This window comes from Streptomyces sp. NPDC001292 (assembly GCF_042896465.1).
Taxonomy (GTDB): domain Bacteria; phylum Actinomycetota; class Actinomycetes; order Streptomycetales; family Streptomycetaceae; genus Streptomyces.
Genome location: NZ_JBIAXG010000004.1, coordinates 90497 through 115616, shown reverse-complemented (window position 1 = coordinate 115616; position 25120 = coordinate 90497). Strand labels below are relative to the sequence as shown.

Genomic DNA, 25120 nt, shown 5'->3' with positions numbered 1-25120 from the left:
GCTAGATGGTAGGCCGTTCGTACTGCCGTTCACGCTGCCTCCCCTTGTCAGGATGCCCGGTCGATCTCCTTGACGATCTCCTGGTAGCCGCGCCGTGCCGCGAGGTCGCGGGGCAAGACTCCGTGTTTGTCGGGGATCGTCGGGTCGGCGCCCGCCGCGAGGAGCAGCCTGACGACCGTGACGTGGTCCTGGGAGCCGTTTCCGAGCACGATCGCTTCGTGCAGGGCGGTCCACGACAGGTTGTTGACGTGGACGGGCACGCCGGCCGCCAGCAGGATCCGGACGGTCACGACGTGTCCGTGTTCGCTGGCGGGAATCAGGGCGGTCCCGCCATAACGATTGGTGCTGCGCACGTCGGCGCCGTGCTCGAGGGTGAGTTCGAGGATCTCGTTGAGTCCCTCCGCGCCGGCGTACAGGAAGGCGGAGTCCTGGATCTTGTCCTTCGCGTTGGGATCCGCGCCGGACTCCAGCAGCAGGCGTGCCATCTTGACGTGATTGGCCTTGGTGGCCATGACGAGCGGGGTCTGTCCCTGGTCGTTGCGCGCTTCGAGGTTCGCGTCCGCCCTGATGGCCTTGGCCGCGGCGCCCGGGTTGTCGTCCGCCACCGCTTCAAGGAGCTGTGCGGTCGCTTCCTCGCCGGTGGCGGCGCGGTGCGAGCGGCTCGTCGCCGGGGCCGACACCTCGGCGAAGACCGGCATGAAGGCCTGATACACCGGCCACAACAGGGTGTTCGCCGCCAGGGTGACGATGAGCACCGCCACCGCGAGCCGGCCGCGCGCGATGATCCGCAGTCCGCCGACGACCATCGCACGGACCGACTGCGCCTGGTCGTGGACGACCTTCCCGGACCCGCGCAGGGGCAGGAGCAGCACGAGTGAGGCCCCGTACCAGGCGGTCGAGACCCACAGCGCGGCCGGAGCGCCCATCGCCGCGATCATGGCTCCGCCGAGGCCCGGGCCGATCACCTGCGTCATGTTCATCGCCATGGCGTTGAGCGCGTTGGCGTTGGAGAGTTTCTCCTGCCCCACGAGTTCGAGCACCACCGAGGCCCGGGCCGGCTGCGACGGTGACTGGGCGAGGCCGATGGCCAGCCCGCCGACGACCAGGACCCAGTACGGCAGCAGGTCCGCCGTGGCCAGAGCCGCCACCACGGTGCCCGCGCCCGTGGCCCAGGCGCAGGCGACGACGAGCAGCCGGACGCGGTTGTGCCGGTCGGCGAACGCGCCAGCCACCGGGCCGAGGAACATCGGCGCCAGGCGGGCGGCGGTGAACACCGCGACGAGGAACTCCGAGTGCGTCAGCTCGAACGCGAGCCAGCCGAGCACCAGGGTCTGGGTCCACACTCCGCCGAAGAAGAACACGTTGGAGAGCCACAGCCACTGGAAGGGCCGGTTCCCCCGCAGGGAGGCCAGCGCGCCGCGCAGGCCCGGCCTGTGACTGGAGGCGTCTGACGCCGACGGCACCTGGAGAACCTCTCGGGTGAGGATGTGTGCGGGAAGGGTTCGGAGCAGGACGTGCCCGTCGCGGGCGACGGCCTCGCCACCGCAGATGACGAGCTTGCGCTCAGGGGCACGCACCAGCGCGTCGGCGACGGCCTCCGCCTCGATGAGCACCAGGTCGTCCCGGGCGCCCGCCACGAGTCCATGGTCCTCGCGGTGCACGAAGCGCTTCGCGTCCGCCGGGGCCAGGTGGACCGCGGTCGTCAGGTCGTCGTCGGTGCGCATGCCGTGCAGGCGGGCGAAGCCGAGCGCGATGCGCAGCATGTCGCCGTCGCCGAACGGAGACCACAGGTCACGGATACCGTCGGTCCCCAGCCCCAACCCGATACCGCGGTCCACCATCTCCCGCCACGGCAGCGGCGCCGACCCCGCCGGAGCGACCGCCGCCCATGAGTTGCTGGGCGCACGTTCGTCACAGTCACAGTCACAGTCATGCGACAAATGGTATACCAAGCGGCCGCGCCCGCGAGAGCCGTGACGTTTGACTTTGCACCCACGCAGCTCTCCGCGACCCCCTTTGGTCTACAGCATATCGTATGCAATACTGCCGAGATCGACACCTCGCCAACGCGAGGGTGTCCCCCGCCGTCCTGGTACGGACGGCGGCCAGCAGGCAGCAACACCAGTTTCCTCGTACGAGTGCCACACCACCGGATGACGGGAGACCTGCGTGTACCACAAGCTGACCGCCACCCCCGAGACCTGCCAATGGGGCTACTTCGACAACGCACTTGAACCGGCGCTGACGATCCGGTCCGGCGACGTCGTGGCGATGGAGTGCCTGACCCACCACGCCGGCGAGGCACCCGACCTCATGATGGACGACGGTGTTCGAGCGGTCTACGAGAAGATCGACAAGAACGACCGGGGCCCTGGGCCGCACATCGTCACCGGACCCATCGCCGTCACCGGCGCCGAGCCCGGAGACGTCCTGGAGTGCCGTTTCCTTCAGGCCGAGCCGCGCCTGCCCTACGGCGTCAACTTCCAGGCCAACTGGGGACTGCTGTACGGACCGGTGCGCGCCCCGCTAGGCCACGCTACGGCCACCGATCTGGAGTCCCACCAACACGTCGTGGTCTACGAGGCCGACTGGCAACAGGGCACCGCCAAGGGCCTGTTCCAGTACGCCTACCCCTACGCCGACGAGCCGCCGTACCCCGGCACGCTCATCGAGCCGCACACCGTCGCCCGCCAATCCGTGCTGCGCGGCGTCAGCGTTCCGTTGCGCCCCCACATGGGTACCGCAGGGGTGGCGCTGGCCCAGAGCGGCCGGATCCACACGGTGCCACCGGGAGAGTTCGGCGGCAATGTCGACAACCGCAGCTTCGTTCCGGGGACGCGCATGTTCTACCCCGTCCAGGTTCCGTCGGCGCTGTTCTGGGCCGGCGACACCCACTTCGCCGAAGGTGACGGCGAGATATCCGGTACCGCGATCGAGGGGCATCTGAACGTGATGCTCCAGTTCGTCCTGCACAAGAACCTGCGCATCCGCACACCGCTGCTGGAGACGGACACGGAGGTGATGGTGCACGGCTTCCACGAGAACCTCGACGAAGCGGTCCGCATCGCCGCCGCGGAGACCATCTACGAGATGGGGCGCCGGTGGGGGCTGTCCCAGCGGGAGTCCTACTCCCTGCTCAGCGTGGCCGGTGACCTGAGGGTGACGCAGGTGGTCAACGGCGTGAAGGGTGCGCACTTCGTGCTGAGCAAGAACGTCATCCGTGAGATGCGCTGAGCGTCTCACAGGCCCGTGCCGGGTCGGAAGTCAAACGGTTGACTAAACTCGCCGCCGAGCTCGCCGACGACGAGATCGTGTCCACGGTGATCGTGCTGCTGAACGCCGGTCACGAGGCCACGGTCAACACCACCGGCAACGGCATGACCGCCCTGCTGCGCCACCCCGACCAGTGGGCGCGGGTGACCTCCCAGGAGGTGGCCGCGCGCCAGGCGGTGGAGGAGGTCATCCGCTGGGATCCCCCGCTGCAGCTGCCGGGCCGCGGCGCTCGCAGGGGCTGGTCGCCGGCCTCCGGCGGGAAGGGAGTGACGCTCGTGGCACGCCGCCGGGTTACGGGCGCCGATGTCGCCGCCGAGGCGGGGGTGTCGGTCTCCATCGGCGTCGTACAGTCTCCGCCCAGACGGTTGGGCTCGGCCGCGGGCTGGTAGACCGCGGCGGCGGTGAAGGGTCGCAGATCCGCCCACCAACGAGTCGGTGCGCACAACGAACGAAGTGTTCACGCAGCCGGTGCGCCGAACGCCCGCGCGGCGTCGAACATCGCCTCGACGGCTCGCTGCACGCTGATCTGGCCGTTGCCGGCCACGATGTGCAGTCCGTAGGCGTCCTCCAGCGCCACCAGGTTCAGGGCCGCCGTCGGCGCGTCCATGATGAGGTTGAACGCCCCGGCGTCGACGCCGAGTTCCAGCACGGTCCGATACGTGGCCAGTTGCCGCTCGTACATCGACTCGACCAGCCTGGTGTGCAGCGGGGAACTCTCCGCCAGCACGTCGAACTCGTACAGCAGGCGCATCAGCGCGTCGTCCGGTCCCGCCGGGAGCCCGGCGCGGATCGTCTCCCCCAGGAGTCGCGCCGGGTTCTCGACCGTGTCCCGCAGCGCGTCCCGCCGGTCGCAGAAGCGTTCCATGCCCGCGCGATAGGCCTCGCTCAGCAGCGCGTCGAGGTCGTCGTAGTAGTACAGGACAGCCCCTCGGGTCAGCCCTGCCTTGCGTGCCACGTCCGCGAGCGACAGGGAGCGGAGCCCGGTCTCGGCGGTCGTGTCGATGACCGCCTGGATGAGGTGGGCGCGGCGTTCGTCCTGGTTTTTTCGGCGGGCCATCCCTTGACAGTAGCCGAGATGCTCATGAGACTCGAACCATTCTTTGACGCCGATGACAAAAAATGCGCACCGTCTCGGCGCACCTTCGCCGCGCGTTCCTGGCGCGGCTCAGAACCAAGGACGACCATGCTGGACACCCTGATCACCGGCGCCCGTGTGCGCACGTTCCACGATGCCCGTCCGTGGGCCGGCGCCGTCGGCATCACCGGCGGGCGCATCGCCTTCGTGGGCGACGAGGCGCAGGCCCCGGCGGCCCGCGAGCACCGCCGCCTGGACGGAGGCCTCCTCACTCCGGGCATCATCGACAGCCACAACCACCTGCTGCTCGGCTTCGACCCCGACGCCGTCAGCCTCGAGGGCGCCGAGATCCTCGATGAGGTCCGCCGACGTATCGCCGAACTCGCCTATGCTCGCCCGGACTTGACCTGGATCTGCGCCGAGAACGCCGTGTACTCGGTGGTCCACGGCCGCCGCCCCAACGCCCGCGACCTGGCCGGCATCACCTCTCGCCCCGTCTTCGTCACCACCTACGACCAGCACTCGGTGTGGCTCAACGACGCCGCCATCCGCGCCCTGCACCTGGACGACGGCGGCGACATCCCCTGGGGCCGCCCGGAGCGGGACGCCGACGGCCGCGCCACCGGATGGGTCACCGACTTCTACACGAGCGCCATGACGACGGCGGGCCTGGCCGGCCTCCAGCGCGACATCCCGATGTACTCGCCGCAGCGGCGCTACCGCAAGCTGCTGGGCAGCCTCGAGATGGCCACCGCCGCCGGCATCACCACCGTGGTGGAACCGCAGGTCCCGATCGCCGAGATCGACCTGTTCCAGCGCGCCCGGGACGAGGGACGCCTCAGCTCCCGCGTCATCGCGGCGCTCTTCCACCCCATGGGGTCCGACGGCGCGTTCCGGCAGCAACTGCGCGCGGCGGCCGACGCCGCCCCGAGCGGTGACCGCCTGGCGTTCGGCCCCGTCAAGCTCTACGCCGACGACGTGATCGAGCCCCACAACGCCTGGATGCTCGACGACTACGCCAACCGGCCCGGGCACCGAGGCCATCCCTCCGCACCGCTGGGCGAGCTCACCCAGGTCATCACCGAACTGGACCGCCTCGGCTTCCAGACCCACACCCACGCGACGGGCGACGGCGGCATCCGCCTGGCACTGGACGCCATCGAGCACGCCACGCGCACCAATGGCACACGCGACCGCCGCCACGGGATCGTGCACGTCGAGTGCCTCGCCCCGGAAGACCTGCCGCGCTTCGCCCGACTGGGCGTCACCGCCGCCATGCAGCCGCGCCACTGCTCCCCGGACCTCGTGGCCGGCACCTGGATGGAGAACATCGGCGAGGCCCGCTGGGACCGCGCCTGGCGGCTGTGCTCGCTCATGGCCTCCGGCGCCCACGTGGCCCTCTCCAGCGACTGGCAGGTGGGAGAGATGGACCCCCTGATCGGCTTCTACTCGGCCCTGACACGGGCCGGGCTGGACGGCAAGGACGCCTGGACCCCGGCGGAGCGCCTGGGGCTCGACGACACGTTGCGCGGCTACACGGCCGAGGGCGCCTGGGCCTGGCACCGGGAGGACGAGTACGGCGTCATCCGAGAGGGCGCCAAGGCCGACCTCGTCGCATGGTCCGAGGACCTCTACGCGCTCGAATCGGACCCGGCGGCGCTGCTGCAGCAGCGGGCCGAGGTCACCTGGGTGGGCGGCGAGGTGGTCCACGAGGCCGCCACGGCACGCGCCACCGCCGGCCACTACGGTGCGCTCGCCTCCTGCTCGGCCCACGCCGAAGGCGGTCACGCCCATGTCTGAGAGCAACCTTCCCTCACACGCCGCCGAGGGCTCCAGGAAGACGGCGGAGGCGGCGATGAGACCTCGTCGCGCGCGGCAGCATGCCGTCGCGGCCCATGGCGAAGAGCAGCCGTGCCGCTGGCGCAGCCTCAGGCTGCGGCGCAACTGTGACCCGCCTGTGGCGTCCTGGGCCTGTTCGGGGTCGGCGGCGGTCGCGGTGCCCTGCGCGGTGCCGCCGAGTGCGGTGGGCGAGCGGTTCGCCGTGGCCTGCGTGGCGGAGCACCGCGGTGAGGTAGCCGCCCACGAACACCGCCTGGAAGGCGGCACCGCCGATGTACTCGGCGATCTCCGGCGAGGCGCCCACGATGTTGCCCACGGCCGAGACATCCGGGAAGAGCGTCTGCATGGCGTAGGTGATGGCCAGGAAGAACACCCCGGCCGCGGCCACGATGAGCAGGATGGCCCGCGGGATGTCCCGGCGTGGGCGCTCGGCCTCTTCGGAGAGGGTGGAGACCGCGTCGAAACCCAGGAAGGACAGGGCCAGCAACGACGCGCCGCTGAGCAGGTCTGGCAGCGACACCGAGGTCGGGTCCCAGCCGGTGGTCCCGAAGGACTCGCCATGGGTGGCGATGGCGCGCACGGCGAACACGAGGAACGCGATGGCCACGCCGGCCTGGATGACCACGTCGGGTGCTGGGTGCTCTTCGGAGGGGTCGATCCGCGCACCGGCGTCCCCGCCCTCAACGTGCTCATCGTCGGGCGGATGCCCGCGGACCCGTTGCCGCCGTACTGCAACTACTGCTGCCGGCCCTCGGGTTCGTCGTGAACGCGGCCCTGTGGGTCAGCCTGGACACCCCGGCCAAGGTCGTGGGCATCATCTGGACGCTGGTGGGCGTGGGGATCCTCACGCTCCGCACGGGCGGATTCCGCCGCCCGGTGCGGATGTTGAATCTGGAGGAGTGAGCCCGGGAAGTGCTCGGGTGCCTGGGGCGGCCGGGAGCGGTCAGAGCCGGAGAGCGGTACGTCCTCGTCCCGCACGCTCAGCGGAGCCGTTTCCGGTCCTCAGGGCGCGCATGGCGAGCGCGCCGGCCAAGGGGCCGGGGCCCAGGAGAAGGAACGCGTAGCGCCAGCCGACGGCGTCGGCGAGCAGGGGGGTCAGTTGGATGCTGACGACCGTGAGGGCGAATCCGATCGCGGTCTGGGCCGTGAGGGCCGTTCCGATGCAGCGGGAGTCGGCGACTTCGCTGAGGGCGGTGGAGAACACTCCGGAGTCAGCGATGACAGCAGCGCCCCACAGGGCACAGAAAGCGACCACGAGTGCCGGCGGTGAGTGGACGAGCAGCGGTGAGAGCAGACAGCACAGACCACTGGTGAGCAGGGCCGCGATGGCGGCGGGTGAGCGGCCGAAGCGGTCGGCGCCCCAGCCACCGAGCAGACAGCCGACGACGCCGCCGACCCCCATGGTGAGAAACACCGTGACCTCGACCGATCCGGGAAGGTCACGGGCGCTGTCAGTCGCGGCGAGAAAGGCGGGGATCCAGGTCCACAGGGCGTAGAGCTCCCACATGTGCCCGAAGTAACCGAGGTTGGCCGAGCGGGGGCCGCGCTGGGTGAACATGGTGAGGGCGTAGCGGGGATTGCGGGTGGGCGCCGCCGGGGCGGCATGGGGACCGACGCGGATGAAGGCCAGCGCGATGCAGGAGGCCAGCAGTCCGGCGGCCGACGCGACCAGGAGAACGCCCCGCCAGGGCAGTGACCCGACGCCGGCGATGAGGTGCGGAAGCGTCGATCCGAGCGTCAGGGCGGCGATGAGAACCCCCATGGACTTGCCGCGTGCGGCGCCATGTGCCCAGGAAGCCATGAGTTTCATGCCGACCGGATAGACACCGGCCAGGCACGCACCGGTCACGAAGCGGAGGGGAACGGCTGCGGCAAGCTGATCGACCGACACGGCCAGCAGCACAGTGCACACAGCGGCTGCCGCAGCGCCGCCGGCGAGAAGGCGCTGGGGTGGAAGACGGTCGGCGAGGGTGAGAGCGGCGGACGTGAGCGCTCCGGTGACGAATCCGAGCTGGACCGACGCGGTCAGCCATACGGCGTCGGCGGAGTCGAGCCCCCACTCGCCGCGCAGGGTGGGAACCACCGCCGACATGGAGAACCAGACGGCGAGGCCGAGTACCTGTACGGCGGCGATCGCGCCGCGCTGTACACCGGCGTTCATGGCCTCTCCCCCCGCGCCGGAACCAGTTGGCGGCAGAAGCCTAAGGGACAGTCCTGCCTGGCTCGGCTCGGCCGGCTCCCTGAGCGTAGGGCTGACGTGTCCCATCGGCCCACGGCGACCACACTTATCCCTACAAATAGAACAAACCGGATTTCACGATTGCTAAATTTCGCAATTGCTTAGATGCTGTGTTCGCTGTGCCCCTAGGTAGCCGGGGGCACAGCTTCTGTGTGGCTCGCCCCGGTGGGGCTGTGCGAGGGGAAGCTGAGGGGTCGTGTCGGTTCCGCTGTATCAACGGATCAGCGCCTTGTTGCCCTCCCGCTCCGATCTGTCCCAGATGCGGCGTGATCCGCGCCGTGACCTGCTCGCCGGGCTCACGGTGGCGATCGTGGCGCTGCCGCTCGCCCTCGGCTTCGGGGTGTCTTCCGGGCTCGGCGCCGAGGCGGGTCTGGCGACCGCGGTGGTCGCCGGCGCGCTGGCCGCCGTGTTCGGCGGGTCGAATCTTCAGGTGTCGGGGCCGACCGGCGCGATGACCGTGGTCCTGGTGCCGATCGTCGGCCAGTACGGCCCGACCGCCGTTCTCACGGTGGGCCTGATGGCCGGCGTGATGCTCGTCGTCCTCGCCGTGTTCAGGGCCGGGCGCTACATGCAGTACGTGCCGGCACCCGTGATCGAGGGCTTCACGCTCGGCATCGCCGGAGTGATCGGGCTCCAGCAGGTGCCGAACGCGCTGGGCGTGCCCGAACCCGAGGGCGACAAGGTGCTCGTCATCACCTGGCACGCGGTCGAGGAGTTCGTGAAGGCGCCGAACTGGACCGCCGTGGGGCTCGCGGTCTCCGTGGTCGTGCTCATGCTGGCCGGCGCACGGTGGCGGCCGACCGTGCCGTTCTCCATCGTCGCCGTGATCGCCGCCACCGTCGTGACCCAGGTCGCCGGGCTGGACGCGAAGCCGATCGGCGACCTGCCCGCGGGACTGCCCGCGCCTTCCCTCTCCTTCTTCCACCCGGGCTCGCTCGGCTCGCTGCTCGCCCCGGCCGTGGCGGTGGCCGCGCTGGCCGCGCTGGAGTCGCTGATGTCCGCGGCCGCCGCCGATGCGATGACAGTGGGACAGCGGCACGACCCGGACCGGGAACTGCTCGGCCAGGGTCTGGCCAACATCGCCGCGCCGCTGTTCGGTGGCGTCCCGGCCACCGGAGCCATCGCACGCACCGCCGTCAACGTCCGCACGGGTGCCCGCTCCCGGCTGGCCGCCCTCACGCACGCCGCCGTCCTCGCGGTGATCGTCTTCGCGGCGGCGCCCCTGGTGTCGAAGATCCCGCTGGCGGCGCTGGCCGGCGTGCTGCTGGCCACCGCGATCCGCATGGTCGAGGTCGGCTCGCTGAAGGCGATGGCCAGGGCCACGCGGTCCGATGCCGTGATCCTCGTCCTGACAGCGGTGGCGACGCTGGCTCTTGACCTGGTGTACGCGGTGATCATCGGCCTGTCGACCGCCGGGGCCCTCGCTCTGCGGGCCGTGGCCAAGCAGGCCCGCTTCGACCAGGTGTCCCTCGACCGGGGGGATCACACCGACGAGGAGCACCAGCTGCTCGCCGAGCACATCGTCGCCTACCGCATCGACGGTCCGCTCTTCTTCGCCGCCGCGCACCGCTTCCTGCTGGAGTTGACCGAGGTGGCGGACGTGAAGGTCGTCATCCTGCGGATGTCGCGGGTGTCCACGATGGACGCCACCGGCGCCCTCGTCCTGAAGGACGCGGTGGAGAAGCTGAACCGGCGCGGCATCGTCGTCCTGGCCTCCGGGATCCGTCCCGAGCAGCGGCGGGTACTCGACTCCGTCGGTGCTCTGGAGCTGCTGCGGCACGAGGGCCGCGACTACGCCAACACGCCCGAGGCGATCCACGCCGCCCGCGACCACCTGCACATCGCCGGAGTCCTGCCGGCCGAGCCGACGGCACCGGCTGGACAGCGACGCGACAGGACACGCGAGGATAGGGCGCATGTTCTTGACGAGTAGGTGGATGCGATGCCGGGTGGTCCAGCCGTTCCTGTCGTTCCGTGCCGGGGAGGGGACGGCAGGGTGAGTACGCCCCTGTACCAGCTGAAGGCCGAGTTCTTCAAGACGCTCGGACACCCGGCCCGTATCCGCGTCCTGGAGCTGCTGAGCGAGCGCGAGCACGCGGTCGCGGAAATGCTGCCCGAGGTGGGGATCGAGCCGGCGCACCTGTCCCAGCAACTGGCGGTGCTGCGGCGGGCGAACCTGGTGCGGACCCGCAAGGAGGGGTCGAACGTGTACTACTCGCTGGCCAACCTGGAGGTGGCGGAGCTGATGAGGGTGGCCCGCTCGATCCTGTCGGGTGTGCTGGCGGGGCAGGCGGAGTTGCTCGCCGATCTGCGGGCGGACCAGCCGGAGAGGAAGCCTCCCTCGCAGTGACGGTCGTCGGGCAGCGGCCGCCGCCCCCTGGGATGCGGCCTGTGCGGTGTCGCAGTCGTGGCTACCCCCTGCGGGTGGTCTCGTGCTCCGCCCCCTGCGGCCAGAGCACCTCGACGTCGACACCGTGGCTGCGGGCATAGGCCACCAGGTGCGCCGTCGCGTCCCTGCCCGAGGAAGGAGAGCCGTCCCAGACGGCCAGCACTCGCGCGCACGAGCGCAGCAAGCCCTCGTCAGCCGTCACACACGAGGTGCGGTCACCGGGGTCGTACTCCACCAGCCGCACCTGCTCGGACAACAAAAGGAGCTCACCGGCCGCCTTCCGGTCCGGCTCTGCGACATGCGCGGGTACCCCGTTGCAGGACGGCAGGACCGTCACCAGGGCCAGTCCCGACTTCCGGGCGGCCCGCCCGAACGCCACCGGCAGTCCCTTCCCGGCGCGCACCAGCCCGGACGTTCCCGCCTGGGCGAAGGCTGCCAGACGGGAACGCAGTTCCTCCTCCAGCAGAGCCAGCGTCGAGGCGGTGAGATCGGCGTGCCCTACAACAGCGATCACTCGTGGCTTTCCCTTCTCCCCATGCGCTTGATCATCGTCACGGCCGGCCGGCGGGCGCAGGGGTCCGTCGGCCTCGAAATCAGGCTGTTCGGCCCTGGCGGACTCCACTGCACGGGTACGGCCGGCACACACTCGAAGCCTGTCCGCGGTGGCGAGTTACAGCCCGAACAGCCTTGCCGCGTTGTCGTGGCACACGGCCCGCAGCCACTCCCGTCCGAGTCCCAGCCGCTCCAAGGCGTGGAGTTGATGCACGTAGGGATAGGGGATGTTGGGGAAGTCGGAGCCGAGAAGGATGCGGTCGCCGAGCCCCGCGAGCCGGGGCAGGGCCCGGCTCGGGAACGGCATGAATCCCTCGGTGAAGTCGGTGAACGCCATCGTCGTGTCGAGCCGCACCTGCTCGTACCGCTCGGCGAGGCCGAGGAACTCCTCGTACTCGGGCATCCCCATGTGCGCGACGATCAGTCGCAGCTTCGGGTGCCGCGCCAGCACCCGCGCGATCGGCTCGGGGCCGGTGTGCTTGCCGGGTGCGGGCCCCGAGCCGCAGTGGATCACCACGGGGATCCGCGCCTCGGCCAGCAACCCCCATGCCCGCTGGAGGAGTTCGTCGGCCGGGTCGTAGGCCCCCACCTGTACATGGGCCTTGAACACACGCGCGCCCGCTTCGACGGCCTCGCGGACGTAGGTTTCGACGCCTGGCTCGGGGTAGAGGGTGGCGGTGTGCAGACAGTCGGGGGTGCGACGGGCGAAGTCGACCGCCCATCCGTTCAGCCAGCCGGCCATGCCGGGCTTGTGCGGGTAGAGCATCGCGGTGAAGGCCCGGACGCCGGACTCCCGTAGAACGGCCGTCCGTTCCGTCTCGTCCTTGCGGTAGGCGATCGGCCACTCGAGCCCACCGGTCAGCGGTCCCTGCGCACCGAAGTAGTCCCAGACCTTGTGCAGGACACGCTCGGGCATGAAGTGCGTGTGGACGTCGACCAGCCCGGGAATACCAAGCCGTCCCCAGAAACGGCGGACCTCGACGGGGGCCATGCGGTCATCGTTCATGTCGCCCACGATCGGCCCTGGTGAGGGGGCGGGCCAGCCTTTCCATGAGGGGCGCGGTGAGGGATCCGTCACATGGACCGAGCGGCGAGGTGCCCTGTCCGGTCTCCCCACTCCCCTGCTCGCTCGCGGTGATCTGGATCAAGGGCATCGAACGGACCACTTGGTCAAGGGGCCGTGCCGCGGGGGGCGACCAGGCCGGACTCGTAGGCCGCTACGACGAGTTGGGCGCGGTCGCGGGCGGCGAGCTTGGTCATGGTGCGGCTGACGTGGGTCTTGACCGTGGACGAGCTGATCACCATGTGGGCGGCGATCTCGTCGTTGCTGAGGCCGCGGCCGACCAGGGCGAGGACCTCGCGTTCCCGCCGGGTCAACACCTCCAGTCGCAAGTGCGTGCCCGGGCCCGGGTACAGGGGCCGGGACGTGTACTCGGCGATGAGCTTGCGGGTGATGGCCGGGGACAGCAACGCGTCGCCGCGGGCGGCGACCCGGACCGCCTGGAGCAGGTCGGCGGGTTCGATGTCCTTGACGAGGAATCCGCTCGCACCCGCGCGCAGCGCGCTGTAGACGTACTCGTCGACGCCGTAGTTCGTCAGGATCACCACGTGCACGGCGGACAGGGCCGGGTCCGCGGCGATCCGGCGGGTGGCCTCGATCCCGTCCACCACCGGCATCGAGATGTCGACGAGGGCCACGTCGGGAACGTGCTCACAGGCGAGCGCGGCCCCGGCAGCGCCGTCGGCGGCCTCGGCGACGACCTCGATGTCGTCCTCGGCGTCGAGGAGCGCGCGGAAGCCGCCGCGGATGAGCGGCTGGTCGTCGACGAGCAGGACCCGGATCATGGTGTGCCGCCGAGGTCGGTGCCGTTCAGCGGGAACTCGGCGCGGACGGTGAACCCGCCCTCCGGCCGGGGCCCGGCGTGCAGTCGCCCGCCGAGTCCCGTGACCCGCTCGCGCATGCCGGTCAGGCCGGTACCCGGTTCCGGCTGTGCCGCGGGGGTCGCCCTGCCGTCGTCGTCGACGTGCACGGCCAGCGAGTCCTGCCGGAAGTCGAGACGGATCCGGGCCGAGGCGGCCTGGGCGTGCCGGGCGGTGTTCGTCAGGGCCTCCTGGACGACCCGGTAGACGGCCCGGTCGAGTTCGGGCGGCAACTCCCTCGGCTCGCCCTCGACGGTCACGGTGGCGGGCAGGCCCGTGGCACTGGTCCGTTCCACCAGCACGGGCAGGAGCCCGAGTCCGGTGACCGGGGGGCCGGGCCGGCCGGGGACGGCCTCGCCGGGTGCGCGGAGCACGTCGAGGGTCGCCCGGAGTTCGCGGGTCGCGTCGCCCGCGGCCTCCTGGATGGCCAGCAGAGCCTCCGGCACGCTCTCGCCGCGCTTGCGGGCCAGATGGACGGCCACCCCTGCCTGCACCTTGATCACGGAGATGCTGTGGGTGAGCGAGTCGTGCAACTCGCGCGCGATCCGCAGCCGTTCCTCCCCCGCACGGCGACGCGCGGTCTCCTCGCGGAGCCGCTCGGCGTCGGCCGCCCGCTGCTCGGCGTCGGCGGCACGCTGCTCGGCCTGCCTGAGGTTGCTGTTCCACTGGCGCCGCATCTCCGCCGCCATGGCCGCGGCCACCACCCAGCCGGCCAGCAGGAACCGTCCCTCGACGATCTGCCGGACGGACTGGCCGCCGGAGGACGTGATGCTCAGCGCCACCGTGCCCGCGACGAACGCGCCCACGCCCAGGGCGACCGTCACCAGCCGGTGGCCCGCGAGTACGGCGGTGTAGATCGCCACGAGAACAGGCACAGCGGCCCCGTCACCCGGGTAGCCGCGCAGATGGTAGGTGAACAGGCACACGAGCGTGGTCGCCACGACCGCGACCGGCAGGCGGTGCCTGGCGGTGAGCGCGAGACCCCCCACCAGCACCAGCAGGTATCCGAGCACGTCCAGGCCGGTGCGGTCGGGGACGGCCACCACTGAACCGACCAGCGAGATCACGGCGACGACACCCGCCGTCACCGCGTCCCGCGCGTAGCCGCGCAAGCTCAGCCGCATGCCCATCCCCGCACGGTAGCGCTGGTGCGCGCGGCGATACGTCACCTCGTAGGGCCATTTCGCGCGTACTCCCGGCGGAGTAGCCGTCGGGCCGGGTGGTCCTGGTGTGGCAGCGCGCAGTCGCGCCGCCAGGGCGACGACGGCGGCCCCGGCCCCGCCCATCATCGAAGGACGTCTCAGCCGACACCGCGGACGGTCGGTGCGGCAAGGACACCGGAAGGAGAACAGGTCATGAAGAGTCACGGAGTCGACACGGCCGGCACCGGGGTGCGGGAGCCGGAGCAGCCGGGCCTCCTCATCCCGTGGGCGCGCCGGTACAACCTGCTCGTCACGGTGATCTTCGGCGGCCGCCGGGGTGCGCTGAACAACACGCTGGTGGCGGCGAGCGGCGTCCGCCCCGGCGACCGGGTGCTCGACGTCGGCTGCGGTCCGGGGGTCTTCGCCGGGCGGCTCGCGGAGGCGGTGGGGCCCGGCGGCCGGGTGGTCGGCGTCGACCCCTCGGCACCGATGGTCAAGTACGCGTCCCGGCACGCGGGCCGGGCGGCCAACTGCCGCTTCGTACTCGCGGCCGCGCAGTCCCTGGACCTGCCCGACGGTGAGTTCGACGTGGTCACCTCGACGTTCGCGATGCACCACATCCCCGAGGCGCACCGGGAGACCGCGCTGGCGCAGATGTACCGCGTGCTGCGGCCCGGCGGGCGGCTGCTGATCGCGGACGCCTTTCCGAGCGGCCGGGTGGCTCCGCGGGTGACCCGCGCCATCGCCGGGATGATGGTCCACGGTGTCGCGCACGGGGAGGTGACGGAGGATCCCATGTCCGCCGCCGACGTGCGGCAGTACGCGGACGTGCTCCGTGCCGTCGGGTTCACCGAGCCGCGGTTCGCCGACGTGCGGCCCTGGACGCGCTATCTGCTCGCGGAGCGGCCGACGGCGGCGTGACCGCGGAAGGGGCGTCACTGCGGGGGAGCGGCGCCGTCCCGGGCCGTACGGGTCGGGTGGCCGGGTCACGTCAGCGTGATCCGGCCACCGGCATGGCAGGAAGCCCTACTCCTTCAGGCCCACGGCCCCGACGGCGTGGCCCTGCTCCCGAGTGACACCCTCGGACTCGGGGTCCGGGCGCCAGTCGGCCGACCTGACCAGGCCTGGTTCGACCAGACGCAGCCCCTTCAGGAAGCTCCCGATGTGCTCGGGTGAGCGCAGGTGGTACGTGTTGACGGATTGTGCGTTGTACGCCTCGACGGCCGCCTTGAGTTGGTCGCTGGTGTCCGTGCCGTCGCTCAAGGCCACGTAACTGCCGTGTGGCAGAGCGTCGATCAGTTCGGCCACGACGCGCTCGGGCTCCTCCTCGTCCGAGAGCTGGCCCATGATGTTCAGCAGCATCAGGCCGATGGGCCGGCCGAAGTCCAGCGTCCGGGCCGCCTGGGTGAGGATCTTCCGCGGATCGCGCACATCGGCGTCGAGGTAGGCGCACTTTCCCTCTGGCGTACTGCACAACAGCGCATCGGCGTGAGCGAGGACGATCGGGTCGTTGTCCACATAGACGATTCTGCTGTCGGGCGCGATGCTCTGGGCGACCTCGTGGGTGTTGTTCGTGGTGGGCAGCCCGGTACCGATGTCGAGGAACTGACGAATACCCGCGTCGCGTGTCATGAACCGCACCGCCCGCACCAGGAAACTCCGTTGCAGGCGGGCGATGGCCGCGAATTCGGGGAATGTCTCCAGGATCATGTCACCGGCCTGGCTGTCCACCAGGTAGTGGTTCTTGCCACCGAGCAGGTAGTCCCACACACGCGCCGAGTGCGGGCGATCGGTCTGCAGTCTTGTGTCCCAGTCGTCTCGCTCAGTCATGATCGAAGCATGTCACAGGGGGTCCGCCGGAACGGTCAACTCCTCTGGACCTACACGTGGTTACGTGGCCGCACAGCCACTCGGCAGTGACGCACACGCACGGCATGTCCGGCACCGGTGAGCCGTGTCCGATACTGTCACCGACGTCCATTTGCCCTGTTCGGGCTGGGTGAGTGGGGCAGGCACAGTGTGACAGGACGGTAGTGATGGACGGAATGGCCGGCTCGATGGATGAGGACCCCGAGAGCGGATTGCTGTTGGTTCCCGCTCATGAGGCCAAGTTCTCGGTCGGGGTGGCCCTGTGGGACGACACGGTGGACGTCTATCGGTCGTTCGTGAGACGGAGCCTGGCGGACGGGTGGGAGAAAAGCGTTTTCAGGGCGGCCGTCAAGGGTCGGTGCGAGAAGCAGGCGGTTCTGCCTGTAGTGGTGCAGCTCGTTCCCCGGCCGGACAACGAATACAACCCCAAGGCGATCAGTGTGGCCGCTCCCCCGGGCATGGGAGGTACGGCTCATGAACGGCACATGGGCTACATGTACGAGCGCAATCTGGTGTCGCTCGGTGCCCCTCTGCGAAGTCTGGCCGCCGTCTCCGGCCGGCCGGTCGGCTGTCACGGGCTGGTTGAGCTCCATGAGGTGGATGAGCGGTGGAAGGACGCCGATGAGGAAGCCGGCGACACGTTCCATATTCGCGGTGCGAGGCGGACGTACTCGGTCTACTCATTGAGGCTGAGGCTGCCGTGGTGGGAGGACCTGCAGGCCATGACGGTCGCCTATGCGCGATCGGTTCGGCCGGATCTGATACTGCCGTTCATCAGTCACTGGACGTCCTACAGCGAGGGCGCGCGTGAGGCACTGCTCCGCCGAACCGACCAGAAGGAGTTTCCCGTCACCCTCCGAGTGGAGAACGACCGGCTCTTGGCCTACTACGAGGATCTGGAGTTGTCCGTACTCGTGCCCTCCGGCCGGGACTTCTTCGACCGCACCATGAGCCGGGTGCAGGAATTGGGGGGTACGGCCACGGCCCTCGCCGAGGAGCACGGCGGGGCGTTGAAGGTGTTCGTCGAGGACAACTCGCCGGTCGATCTTCCCGCCGGGCCGCTGACGGGGTGCGGGCAATCTCCTCCACTTGAGCGTGAATCTGCTCGCGCAGCGCGGGCTGAACGCCATACTGGCCGAAGCAGTCAGTCGGCGAGTGATATACCCAGCCGTATCATCACTGGGCAAGACCCCCCACAGCCGGAGTACCTGCCCGCCTGACTCTCTGCACCTGGCACGCAGGCTTCACCCGGCAACGGAACAAGGAGATAAGGATGCCCGAAAGCACGGCTTCAGCCACCGAGTTGACGTCGCAGTACATCAACCAGGTAACCACCGACCTCGAGCGCAACGTCAAGGAGCAGGAACGCATCACGGAGGAAATCACGGCGTTGCAGTCCCAGTTGGCTGCACTTCAGCACGACCACACCGTACTGGTGAACATGCAGCAGGCACTCGGTATCGCGGGAGCGGCCCCTGATCCCGCGACCACCGACAACGCCTCCGTGCCCTCTCCGCGGAAGAAGGCCGCTGCCGAGCCTCGCGGGAAGGCGAAGACGGCGGCTGCAAAACAGCCCACGACCAAGAGGCAATCCACCAAAAGCCCCGCGGCCAAGAACGACGCTGCCGCGAAGAAGACTCAACCCACGCTGGCCGAACTCGTCCGCCGCCACCTGACCCAACAAAACGAACCGCGTTCGGCGGCGGAAGTCGCCACGGCACTCGGCCAGGCGCACCCCGACCGCGGCATCAAGACCAACGTCGTGCGCACCACCCTCGAAAACCTTGTGGCCAGGAGCCAGGCTCAGCGCAGCAAGCAGGGCACGTCCGTCTTCTACACCGCTCCCAACCCGCCGGAGCCCAAGGCTGCCCCCAAGGCCGAGGCGCAGCCCGGAACTGCCGAATAGGCCACGCCCGTCGTGCGCTGAACCGCCGTAGCCCCGGGGCGGGCCCTTCTACTCCGGGCCCTCCGCGTCGGCTGCGGCGCGGCCGGCCAGCCGTTCGTATAGCTGCCTGGCCGCTTGCGGGGTGCCGAGCCCGAGTTTGAAGGCGATCTCCTGCCAGGTCATGCCACGGCCCCCGTGCCATCCGAAGCAGGCCGGTTCCCGGTTCGTCCATTTCCCCGCGAACCAGCGGGACGGGACTCAACGCGGCCTTGATGTCTGCGCGGCCCACCTCCGGTTCACTGTCATCGGGCTGTGCGGCCCCGCTGAGCAGGAACGACACGAGTCTGACGGCCTCGTGCGGCGCGATGACCGAGGGATGAACCCGTCGCCGGCGTTGCTCGTCGGTAGCCGCGTGCCGCTCGGCGATGCGCAGCAGGGACGCGTAGACGCGCCGGGCCCCCGCCTGCTCCGGCTGCAAAGGCGTGAAGGCGTCCGTGTGCTGATCAGGAGTCGACGGCATGAGATGAGGACGGGGCAGTACACGCATGGAAGTCAACGGAGCGTTTTGAACAACTGGTTCAAACGTACGCGGCCCCTCGACGCCCGACTGACCGACTCCGCCCTCTCGGGTGCACCGCGAGCAGTACCGATTTCGATGCTCAGCCGTGAATAGCTTCATCATCTTCCATTCACCGACGGGCGGCTGCCAGCATCGGCGCACCGTCACCGCGTGAGGGAGAACCCCATGAGACGCCCCCGTCCTCTGCGCTGTCTGGCCGCACTGGCCCTGGTCGCCCTCGCGGCCACGTCCTGCGGACGTTCCGGCCAGGGCAGCAACCCGTCCGGCAGCGAGCCGAAGAACGCCGCCGGCAAGACCGCCGCCGAACTGCTTCCCGCGCAGTACAAGCAGAGCGGTGTACTCCGTGTCGCGACCGCGGTCGGCTATCCGCCCATGGAGATGTACAAGCCGGGCACCACCGAACTCACCGGTGTCGACCCCGACCTGGCCCGGGCGATCGCCAAGAAGCTGGGGCTCAAGCTCCAGCTCACCAACGCGGCCTTCGACGGCCTGATCCCCGGCCTGCAGTCCGGACGCTTCGACCTGGCCATGTCCTCCATGACCGACAGCGCCCAGCGCCGCCAGGCGGTGGACTTCGTCGACTACTTCCGCACCGGCGGCGTCGTCATGACGAAGAAGGGCAACCCGCAGGGCATCAAGACCCTCGCGGATCTGTGCGGCAAGGCCGTCGTCCTCGCCAAGGGAAGCTCGAACCTGGACATCGGCGAGCAGCAGAACGCCCAGTGCACCGACAAGATGCGGATCTCGCAGAGCGAGGACGCCCCGACCGGGCTGCTTCAGCTGGACAGCGGACGCGCCGTGGCGACCATCGTCGACTACCCGGTGGCCCAGATGTTCGCGCGGAAGGGCAACGCGTACCAGGTGCTGCCCACGCAGTACGGCGCCGCTCCCTGGGGCATCGCCGTGGCGAAGAACCGGAGCGGTCTGCGTGACGCCGTCCAGAAGGCCCTCCAGGACCTGATCGACAACGGCGAGTACCACCAGATCCTGGAGACCTGGGGCGTCGCCGGCAGTGCCGTCCCCCGGGCCACCCTCAACGGCGGGCAGTGAGTCCCGAAGTGAACACGGACATGACCCACCACGGCCCAACCGATTCGGCACCCGGCAAGACACCGTCACCCGGCAAGGCACCGGCCCCCGCCGCCTCCGGCGCGACGCACCAGGAGGAGGACCTGTCCCTGGAGGTGACCGGCCGTCCCCGCCCGGGACGCTGGCTCGCCGTCCTGGCCGCCGTCCTGTGCGCGGTGTGGCTCGCCTACACCGTCGTCGTCAACCCGAACCTGCACTGGGACGTCATAGCCAAGTACCAGTTCGACGGCGTGATCCTGAAGGGCCTGTGGGTGACGGTCCAACTCACCCTCATCTCGCAGGCCGTGGGCATCGCCATCGGAGTCGTCACCGCGGTGATGCAGCTCTCCGACAGTCCGGTGCTGCGCCTCACCGCCGGCGCCTACACCTGGTTCTTCCGCGGCACACCGCTGCTCGTACAGCTGATCTTCTGGTTCAACCTGGCCCTGCTGTTCCCCGAGATCAGCATCGGTGTGCCGTTCGACGGGCCGAAGCTCGTCAGCTGGCAGTCCAACCAGGTGATCACCGGATTCGTGGCGGCACTGCTGGGCCTGTCCATCAACGAGGGCGCCTACATGGCCGAGATCGTGCGGGCAGGCATCCAGAGCGTGGACCCCGGGCAGCGGGAGGCGGGCGCCTCCCTCGGCATGTCCCACCGCAAGATCCTCACCCGGATCGTCCTGCCGCAGGCGATGAGGGTCATCATCCCGCCGTTCGGCAACCAGTTCATCTCCATGCTCAAGACCACTTCCCTGGTCTCGGTCATCGCCGGCGCCGACCTGATGACCGTCTCCCAGCACCTGTACCTGGCCAACTTCGAGGTCATCGCGCTGCTGATGGTGGCGTCCATCTGGTACCTGGTGCTCACCACCGTCGCCAGCGTCGCCCAGCACGCCGTCGAGCGCCGGTTCAGCCCCGGCGCCGCCCCGCCGCTGCGCCGCAGGGTCCTGGCCAACCTCGTACCCGGGCGTGTCACCAAGGAGGCGGCATCGTGAACGACGTGGTCCTCAGGGCCCGGGGGGTCCGCAAGCGGTTCGGCGACACCGAGGTGCTGAAGGGCATCGACCTCGACGTCCGCGCCGGCGAGGTGCTGTGCGTCATCGGGCCGTCCGGGTCCGGCAAGTCGACCCTGCTGCGCTGCTTCAACCACCTCGAACGGATCGACGCGGGACGCGTCTGGGTGAACCGCGAACTCGTCGGCTACGAGCAGCACGGCACCTCCGGCCGCACCCTGCGTGAACGCCGCGCACGCGACATCCAGCGGCAGCGCGAGCGGATCGGCATGGTCTTCCAGCGCTTCCACCTCTTCCCGCACCGCACCGCGGTGCAGAACGTGATGGAGGGTCCGCTCGCGGTCAAGGGCCAAGGCCGCGCCCAGGCCGAGCGTCAGGCCCGTGAACTGCTGGACCGGGTCGGTCTCGCGGACCGTGCAGGCCACTACCCCGGCCAGCTGTCCGGCGGGCAGCAGCAGCGGGTGGCGGTCGCCCGCGCGCTGGCCATGGAACCGACGCTGATGCTCTTCGACGAACCCACCTCCGCGCTCGACCCCGAACTCGTCGGCGAGGTGCTGGGTGTCATGCGCGACCTGGCCCGCAGCGGGATGACGATGATCGTGGTCACTCATGAGATGGGCTTCGCCCGCGAGGTGGCCGACCGCGTCCTGTTCATGGACCAGGGAGCCGTCGTGGAGGCCGGACGCCCGGACGAACTGTTCACCGAGCCGCGGCACGAGCGCACGCGGGCCTTCCTGTCCACGGTGCTGTGATGGGCCGCCCCATGGACCTGCTGCTCCGCGGCGGCACACTCGTCGACGGCACGGGCGCCCCCGCCCGAAGGGCGGACATCGCGGTGGCGAGCGGAAGGATCACCGTGCTTCCCCCGGGTGCTCCGGCCGACGCGGCCGAGGTCGTGGACGCCTCCGGGCAGGTCGTCACACCCGGCTTCATCGACGTGCACACGCACTCCGACGCTCTCGCCGCACCCCGCGACGCGGACGAAGGCGCGGACGCCGCCGAGGCGATCGAGGACCTGCGCCTGGCGCCGCTGCTCCAGGGCGTCACCACCGAGATCTGCGGAAACTGCGGCACCAGCCTGTTCCCCTCGCTGCCGCGGCGGCTGCCGGAACTCGCCGCGCACCTGCGCGTCACCTTCGGCCTCGGCCCGGTCCGGCCGGCCGTGGACTTCGACGCCTTCGCCGCCGGGCAGGACCCGGACCTGCGCCGGACCCACCTCGCTTCACTGGTCGGCCATGGCACGCTCCGCGCCGGAGTGATGGGCTTCGAGGCCCGCCCACCGGAGCCCGGTGAGCTTCAGACCATGTGCCGACTGCTCGACCAGGCACTGAGCCAGGGCGCGGCGGGCCTGTCCACCGGGCTGATCTACCCGCCCGGCACCTACGCCGACACGGAGGAGATCGTCGCGCTGGCCCGTGTCGCCGCACGCCACGGCAAACCGTATGTGACCCACCTGCGTGACGAGATGTCACAGGTGGAGAGCGCCCTGGAGGAGGCCCTGGAGATCGCGGCGCGCTCGGGCGCCCCCCTGCAGATCTCCCACCACAAGACCGCGGGCCGCCACGCCTGGGGAGCCACCCGGCGCACCCTTCCCCGGCTGGAACGCGCCCGCGCCGAGGGCGTCGACGTGCTCTGCGACGTGTACCCCTACACTGCCGGCAGCACCGTCCTGCACGCGATGCTGCCGCCGTGGACCAGCGAGGGCGGCGTCGGTGCCCTGCTGGAACGGCTGCGCCGCAGCGAGGTGCGCGACCGCGTCCGGGCGGACATCGACTGCGGTGTCGAGGGGTGGGAGAACACGGTGGGGAACGGGGGCTGGGACCTCATCGCGGTGGCCGCCGCCCCGACACATCCTGAGGCCGAGGGCCGCCGTATCGCCGACCTGGCCGCCGAGCGCGGCGTCGACCCGGTGGACTACGTGTGCGACCTGCTGCTGGCCGAGCAGGGCGAGGTGACCATCATCAGCCACTCCATGCGCGAGGACGACGTCCGCCGGGTGCTCGCCAGCCCCCTGTCGGTGATCGGCTCGGACGGCGTACCCAAACCGGGCCGTCCGCACCCCCGTTGGGCGGGCAGCTTCGCCCGGGTCCTCGGACACTACGGCCGCGACGAGGGGCTCCTGCCGCTGGAGACGGCGGTGCACAAGATGACCGGACTGCCCGCCCGGCGGTTCGGACTCACCGGGCGCGGTGTGGTCCGCGACGGTGCGATCGCCGACCTGGTGGTGCTCGATCCGGCCGCCGTCCTCGACGGCGCCACCTTCGACCGGCCGCTGGAGGCCCCGGAGGGCGTCGGCACCGTCGTGGTGGCGGGGCGAGTGGCCGTACGCCGCGGCCGCCCGACCGCGGTGCGGGCGGGAGAGGTGGTGAGAGTCCGATGAGTCTGGCCCAGGTGGCCGCGGCGGCGCGCCGCTCGGCCGCGCTGCCGCTCACGTTGTCCGTGGCCGCCGTCGACGTGGACGGCGGCCGGACGGTGGGGGTCGACGACGACACCGTGCTGCCGGTCGCCTCCGCCTCGAAACTGCTGCTGCTCGCCGAGGTGTCCCGCCGGCTGGACACCGGTGAGCTGTCTGCCGGCCAACTCGTCGAGATCCGCGACGAGGACCGGGCGGGCGGTACCGGACTGCTGCGCCGGCTGGGCCGCGGCGGCTGGACCGTCGAGGACCTGGCCTGGCTGACCGCCGCGGTCAGCGACAACACGGCCACCAACGCGCTGCTCCGGCTGGTGGGGCGCGAGGCCACCGCCCGGCTGGCCGGACGGCTCGGGCTCGACCACCTGGCCCTGCACGACGTCGTCCGCGACGTACGGGGCCCGGACGTGCCGCCGGTCTTCGCCACCGGTACCGCCCGTGACCTGGCGCGGCTGGTGACGCACGCGGTACGCGGCACCATGGGCTCGCCGGACGCCTCCGCGCGCCTGCTGAGCTGGATGCGAGCCAACACCGACCACGGCCTGGTCCCCGCGCTGGTGGGGCACGACGCGTACGCCCCGGGATTCCCGGAGCCGGCGTCCGGTGGGCTCCTCGTGGCCAACAAGACCGGCACCGACGCGGGGGTGCGCGCCGACGCGGGCGTGTTCATCGGGACACGCCGGCTGGCGTACGCGGTGGTGGCGCACTGGGACACGGACCTGGGGCCCAGCACCGAGCGGGCCGCGGTACACGCGGTCCGTGAGGTCGGCCGTGCTCTCGCGGCCTGTGCCCACCGGCGCCGCGCCCGCGACTGACCGCGACTGTCCGGCACAGCATGTACCGCGTGCCGCAGCCGGTCCCCCGCCGGGGTGGACCGGCTGCGGTCGCGTCAGGGCGGACCGCGCCGCACGCTTCTGCCGCGGGCCGGCATGTTCGCGGTCACGACCACTGGATCTCCAACGTCGACCGCACCTCGGCGGCGGCGGACCGCAGTTCCACGAGGAAGTCCCGCAGCAGCGGGTTGCGGTTCGTGCCCCGGGTGGCGACGCCGATCCGCCGGTGCAGCTGGGGATGGTCCAGACGGAAGACATGTACTCCCGCGGTGTCGCCGAGCCCGAGGGCCGGGACCAGCGCGATGCCCATCCCCGCCCTGGCGAGGTTGACGGTGACCTGGTAGTGGTCGCTGCGGCAGCGCACCCGAGGGCGGAAGCCCTCGGCCGCGCACGCGCGTTCCAGGACCGGCTCGCCGGTGTCGCCGCCGCGGGTGCCGATCCAGCTCTCGCCCTCCAGTTCGCCCAGCCGGACCACGGTGCGCCGGCCCAAGCGGTGCCGCAGCGGCACCACCACCATCTGCGGCTCCTCGAAGAACATCTCCACTTCCACGGCGGCCTGGCGGCACCAGGGGTCGAGCGGGTGCTCGAAGACCACCGCGGCGTCCAGTCGGCCCGCCTCCAGGTCGGGTACCAACTCGTGCGGCTGGCCCATGATCAGCTCCAGCTCGACCTGTGGTCGCCGGGCCGCGAAGGCCGACAGCGTCCGCGGCAGCAGGTCCAGGCCCGAGGAGGCGAAGAAACCGAGCCGCAGCAGCCCCGCCTCGCCCTCGGAGTGCGCCCGCAGATCGTCCTGCGCGACGGCCATCAGATCCGCGATCGCCTGGGCGTGCTCGGCGAGCCTCGCTCCGGCGGCCGTCAGCCGCAGGCTCTGCGGAGCCCGCTCCACCAGCGCCACCCCGAGCTCCTGCTCCAGCCGCGCGAGCTGGTGCGAGATCGCCGACGGACTCAGGTGCAGCGCCTGGGCGGCGGCCACGATGGTGCCCCTGCGGGCGATCTCCAGCAGGACGAGCAGACGGGCGCTGTTGAGCATCGG

The 25120-nt window shown here is 70.6% G+C and carries 24 protein-coding genes and 1 pseudogene; 14 read left to right on the top strand and 11 right to left on the bottom strand.

Features of this window, described 5'->3' with window-relative positions:
* Window positions 1-47: 47 nt before the first annotated feature.
* A complete protein-coding gene (locus ACFY4A_RS07060; protein ID WP_390828374.1) occupies window positions 48-1841 on the bottom strand; it encodes an MFS transporter in 1794 nt (597 codons plus the stop codon).
* Window positions 1842-2169: 328 nt separating this feature from the next.
* On the opposite strand from ACFY4A_RS07060, the gene ACFY4A_RS07055 reads away from it, so the two are divergent.
* Both ACFY4A_RS07055 and ACFY4A_RS07050 read left to right on the top strand, forming a co-directional pair.
* A complete protein-coding gene (locus tag ACFY4A_RS07055; RefSeq protein ID WP_390828373.1) occupies window positions 2170-3234 on the top strand; it encodes an acetamidase/formamidase family protein in 1065 nt (354 codons plus the stop codon).
* 38 nt (window positions 3235-3272) lie between these two features.
* Entirely contained in the window at window positions 3273-3662 is a 390-nt protein-coding gene (locus ACFY4A_RS07050) for a cytochrome P450 (protein WP_390828372.1), read from the top strand.
* 68 nt (window positions 3663-3730) lie between these two features.
* On the opposite strand, the gene ACFY4A_RS07045 is transcribed toward ACFY4A_RS07050, so the two are convergent.
* Window positions 3731-4330: a TetR/AcrR family transcriptional regulator gene (locus ACFY4A_RS07045; protein ID WP_390828371.1), complete on the bottom strand. Its 600-nt coding sequence runs from the start codon at window positions 4328-4330 to the stop codon at window positions 3731-3733.
* A 126-nt stretch (window positions 4331-4456) separates the two neighbouring features.
* Here ACFY4A_RS07045 and ACFY4A_RS07040 point away from each other — a divergent pair, with 126 nt between their 5' ends.
* The gene (locus ACFY4A_RS07040; protein ID WP_390828370.1) at window positions 4457-6148 is read left to right on the top strand and encodes an amidohydrolase; all 1692 of its coding nucleotides are present in this window, start codon (window positions 4457-4459) and stop codon (window positions 6146-6148) included.
* A gap of 13 nt (window positions 6149-6161) precedes the next feature.
* Here the strand turns inward: ACFY4A_RS07040 and ACFY4A_RS07035 are convergent, their stop codons facing one another.
* Window positions 6162-6794, bottom strand: coding sequence for an amino acid permease (locus ACFY4A_RS07035; protein ID WP_390828369.1), 633 nt, complete (start codon window positions 6792-6794; stop codon window positions 6162-6164).
* Window positions 6795-6949: 155 nt separating this feature from the next.
* Between ACFY4A_RS07035 and ACFY4A_RS07030 the strand changes: the two genes are divergently transcribed.
* A complete protein-coding gene (locus ACFY4A_RS07030; RefSeq protein ID WP_390828368.1) occupies window positions 6950-7090 on the top strand; it encodes a hypothetical protein in 141 nt (46 codons plus the stop codon).
* Window positions 7091-7130: 40 nt separating this feature from the next.
* On the opposite strand, the gene ACFY4A_RS07025 is transcribed toward ACFY4A_RS07030, so the two are convergent.
* Window positions 7131-8348 (bottom strand): MFS transporter, encoded by a 1218-nt coding sequence (locus ACFY4A_RS07025; protein ID WP_390828367.1) that lies wholly within the window; start codon window positions 8346-8348, stop codon window positions 7131-7133.
* A gap of 337 nt (window positions 8349-8685) precedes the next feature.
* Between ACFY4A_RS07025 and ACFY4A_RS07020 the strand changes: the two genes are divergently transcribed.
* Together ACFY4A_RS07020 and ACFY4A_RS07015 are read left to right on the top strand one after the other, a co-directional pair.
* The gene (locus ACFY4A_RS07020; protein ID WP_390828519.1) at window positions 8686-10359 is read left to right on the top strand and encodes a SulP family inorganic anion transporter; all 1674 of its coding nucleotides are present in this window, start codon (window positions 8686-8688) and stop codon (window positions 10357-10359) included.
* A gap of 63 nt (window positions 10360-10422) precedes the next feature.
* Complete coding sequence (locus tag ACFY4A_RS07015; RefSeq protein WP_390828366.1) at window positions 10423-10776, top strand: ArsR/SmtB family transcription factor; 354 nt, start codon at window positions 10423-10425, stop codon at window positions 10774-10776.
* 61 nt (window positions 10777-10837) lie between these two features.
* Here ACFY4A_RS07015 and ACFY4A_RS07010 read toward each other — a convergent pair whose 3' ends face one another.
* The 4 genes from ACFY4A_RS07010 to ACFY4A_RS06995 all read right to left on the bottom strand — a co-directional run bounded on the left by ACFY4A_RS07010 (window position 10838) and on the right by ACFY4A_RS06995 (window position 14417).
* The gene (locus tag ACFY4A_RS07010) at window positions 10838-11329 is read right to left on the bottom strand and encodes a hypothetical protein (protein WP_390828365.1); all 492 of its coding nucleotides are present in this window, start codon (window positions 11327-11329) and stop codon (window positions 10838-10840) included.
* A gap of 156 nt (window positions 11330-11485) precedes the next feature.
* Window positions 11486-12373: an amidohydrolase family protein gene (locus tag ACFY4A_RS07005; protein WP_390828364.1), complete on the bottom strand. Its 888-nt coding sequence runs from the start codon at window positions 12371-12373 to the stop codon at window positions 11486-11488.
* Window positions 12374-12537: 164 nt separating this feature from the next.
* A complete protein-coding gene (locus ACFY4A_RS07000; RefSeq protein ID WP_390828363.1) occupies window positions 12538-13212 on the bottom strand; it encodes a response regulator in 675 nt (224 codons plus the stop codon).
* Window positions 13209-14417, bottom strand: a complete 1209-nt coding sequence (locus ACFY4A_RS06995) for a sensor histidine kinase (RefSeq protein ID WP_390828362.1) — start codon at window positions 14415-14417, stop codon at window positions 13209-13211. Before ACFY4A_RS06995 ends, ACFY4A_RS07000 begins: the two co-directional genes overlap by 4 nt.
* A 225-nt stretch (window positions 14418-14642) precedes the next feature.
* Here ACFY4A_RS06995 and ACFY4A_RS06990 point away from each other — a divergent pair, with 225 nt between their 5' ends.
* Window positions 14643-15350, top strand: a complete 708-nt coding sequence (locus ACFY4A_RS06990) for a class I SAM-dependent methyltransferase (protein WP_390828361.1) — start codon at window positions 14643-14645, stop codon at window positions 15348-15350.
* A 105-nt stretch (window positions 15351-15455) separates the two neighbouring features.
* Here ACFY4A_RS06990 and ACFY4A_RS06985 read toward each other — a convergent pair whose 3' ends face one another.
* On the bottom strand, window positions 15456-16259 hold the full coding sequence (locus tag ACFY4A_RS06985; protein ID WP_390828360.1) for an SAM-dependent methyltransferase: 804 nt from the start codon (window positions 16257-16259) through the stop codon (window positions 15456-15458).
* A gap of 206 nt (window positions 16260-16465) precedes the next feature.
* Between ACFY4A_RS06985 and ACFY4A_RS06980 the strand changes: the two genes are divergently transcribed.
* Both ACFY4A_RS06980 and ACFY4A_RS06975 read left to right on the top strand, forming a co-directional pair.
* On the top strand, window positions 16466-17518 hold the full coding sequence (locus tag ACFY4A_RS06980; protein ID WP_390828359.1) for a hypothetical protein: 1053 nt from the start codon (window positions 16466-16468) through the stop codon (window positions 17516-17518).
* 53 nt (window positions 17519-17571) lie between these two features.
* The gene (locus ACFY4A_RS06975) at window positions 17572-18204 is read left to right on the top strand and encodes a hypothetical protein (protein ID WP_390828358.1); all 633 of its coding nucleotides are present in this window, start codon (window positions 17572-17574) and stop codon (window positions 18202-18204) included.
* Between the two features lie 48 nt (window positions 18205-18252).
* On the opposite strand, the pseudogene ACFY4A_RS06970 reads toward ACFY4A_RS06975, so the two are convergent.
* Window positions 18253-18703, bottom strand: a pseudogene (locus ACFY4A_RS06970) (DNA-binding protein).
* A 225-nt stretch (window positions 18704-18928) separates the two neighbouring features.
* On the opposite strand from ACFY4A_RS06970, the gene ACFY4A_RS06965 reads away from it, so the two are divergent.
* The 5 genes from ACFY4A_RS06965 to ACFY4A_RS06945 are packed head-to-tail and all read left to right on the top strand — an operon-like array spanning window position 18929 to window position 24069.
* On the top strand, window positions 18929-19813 hold the full coding sequence (locus ACFY4A_RS06965) for an ABC transporter substrate-binding protein (RefSeq protein WP_390828357.1): 885 nt from the start codon (window positions 18929-18931) through the stop codon (window positions 19811-19813).
* 8 nt (window positions 19814-19821) lie between these two features.
* Window positions 19822-20826 (top strand): amino acid ABC transporter permease, encoded by a 1005-nt coding sequence (locus tag ACFY4A_RS06960; protein WP_390828356.1) that lies wholly within the window; start codon window positions 19822-19824, stop codon window positions 20824-20826.
* Entirely contained in the window at window positions 20823-21596 is a 774-nt protein-coding gene (locus ACFY4A_RS06955; protein WP_390828355.1) for an amino acid ABC transporter ATP-binding protein, read from the top strand. The genes ACFY4A_RS06960 and ACFY4A_RS06955 overlap by 4 nt, the downstream gene beginning before the upstream one ends.
* The gene (locus tag ACFY4A_RS06950; protein ID WP_390828354.1) at window positions 21596-23224 is read left to right on the top strand and encodes an amidohydrolase family protein; all 1629 of its coding nucleotides are present in this window, start codon (window positions 21596-21598) and stop codon (window positions 23222-23224) included. Before ACFY4A_RS06955 ends, ACFY4A_RS06950 begins: the two co-directional genes overlap by 1 nt.
* Window positions 23221-24069 carry a serine hydrolase gene (locus ACFY4A_RS06945; RefSeq protein ID WP_390828353.1) on the top strand — a complete coding sequence of 283 codons (849 nt, stop codon included), beginning with the start codon at window positions 23221-23223 and terminating at the stop codon, window positions 24067-24069. The genes ACFY4A_RS06950 and ACFY4A_RS06945 overlap by 4 nt, the downstream gene beginning before the upstream one ends.
* Before the next feature lie 124 nt (window positions 24070-24193).
* On the opposite strand, the gene ACFY4A_RS06940 is transcribed toward ACFY4A_RS06945, so the two are convergent.
* Window positions 24194-25117: a LysR family transcriptional regulator gene (locus tag ACFY4A_RS06940; protein ID WP_390828352.1), complete on the bottom strand. Its 924-nt coding sequence runs from the start codon at window positions 25115-25117 to the stop codon at window positions 24194-24196.
* Between the last annotated feature and the right edge of the window lie 3 nt (window positions 25118-25120).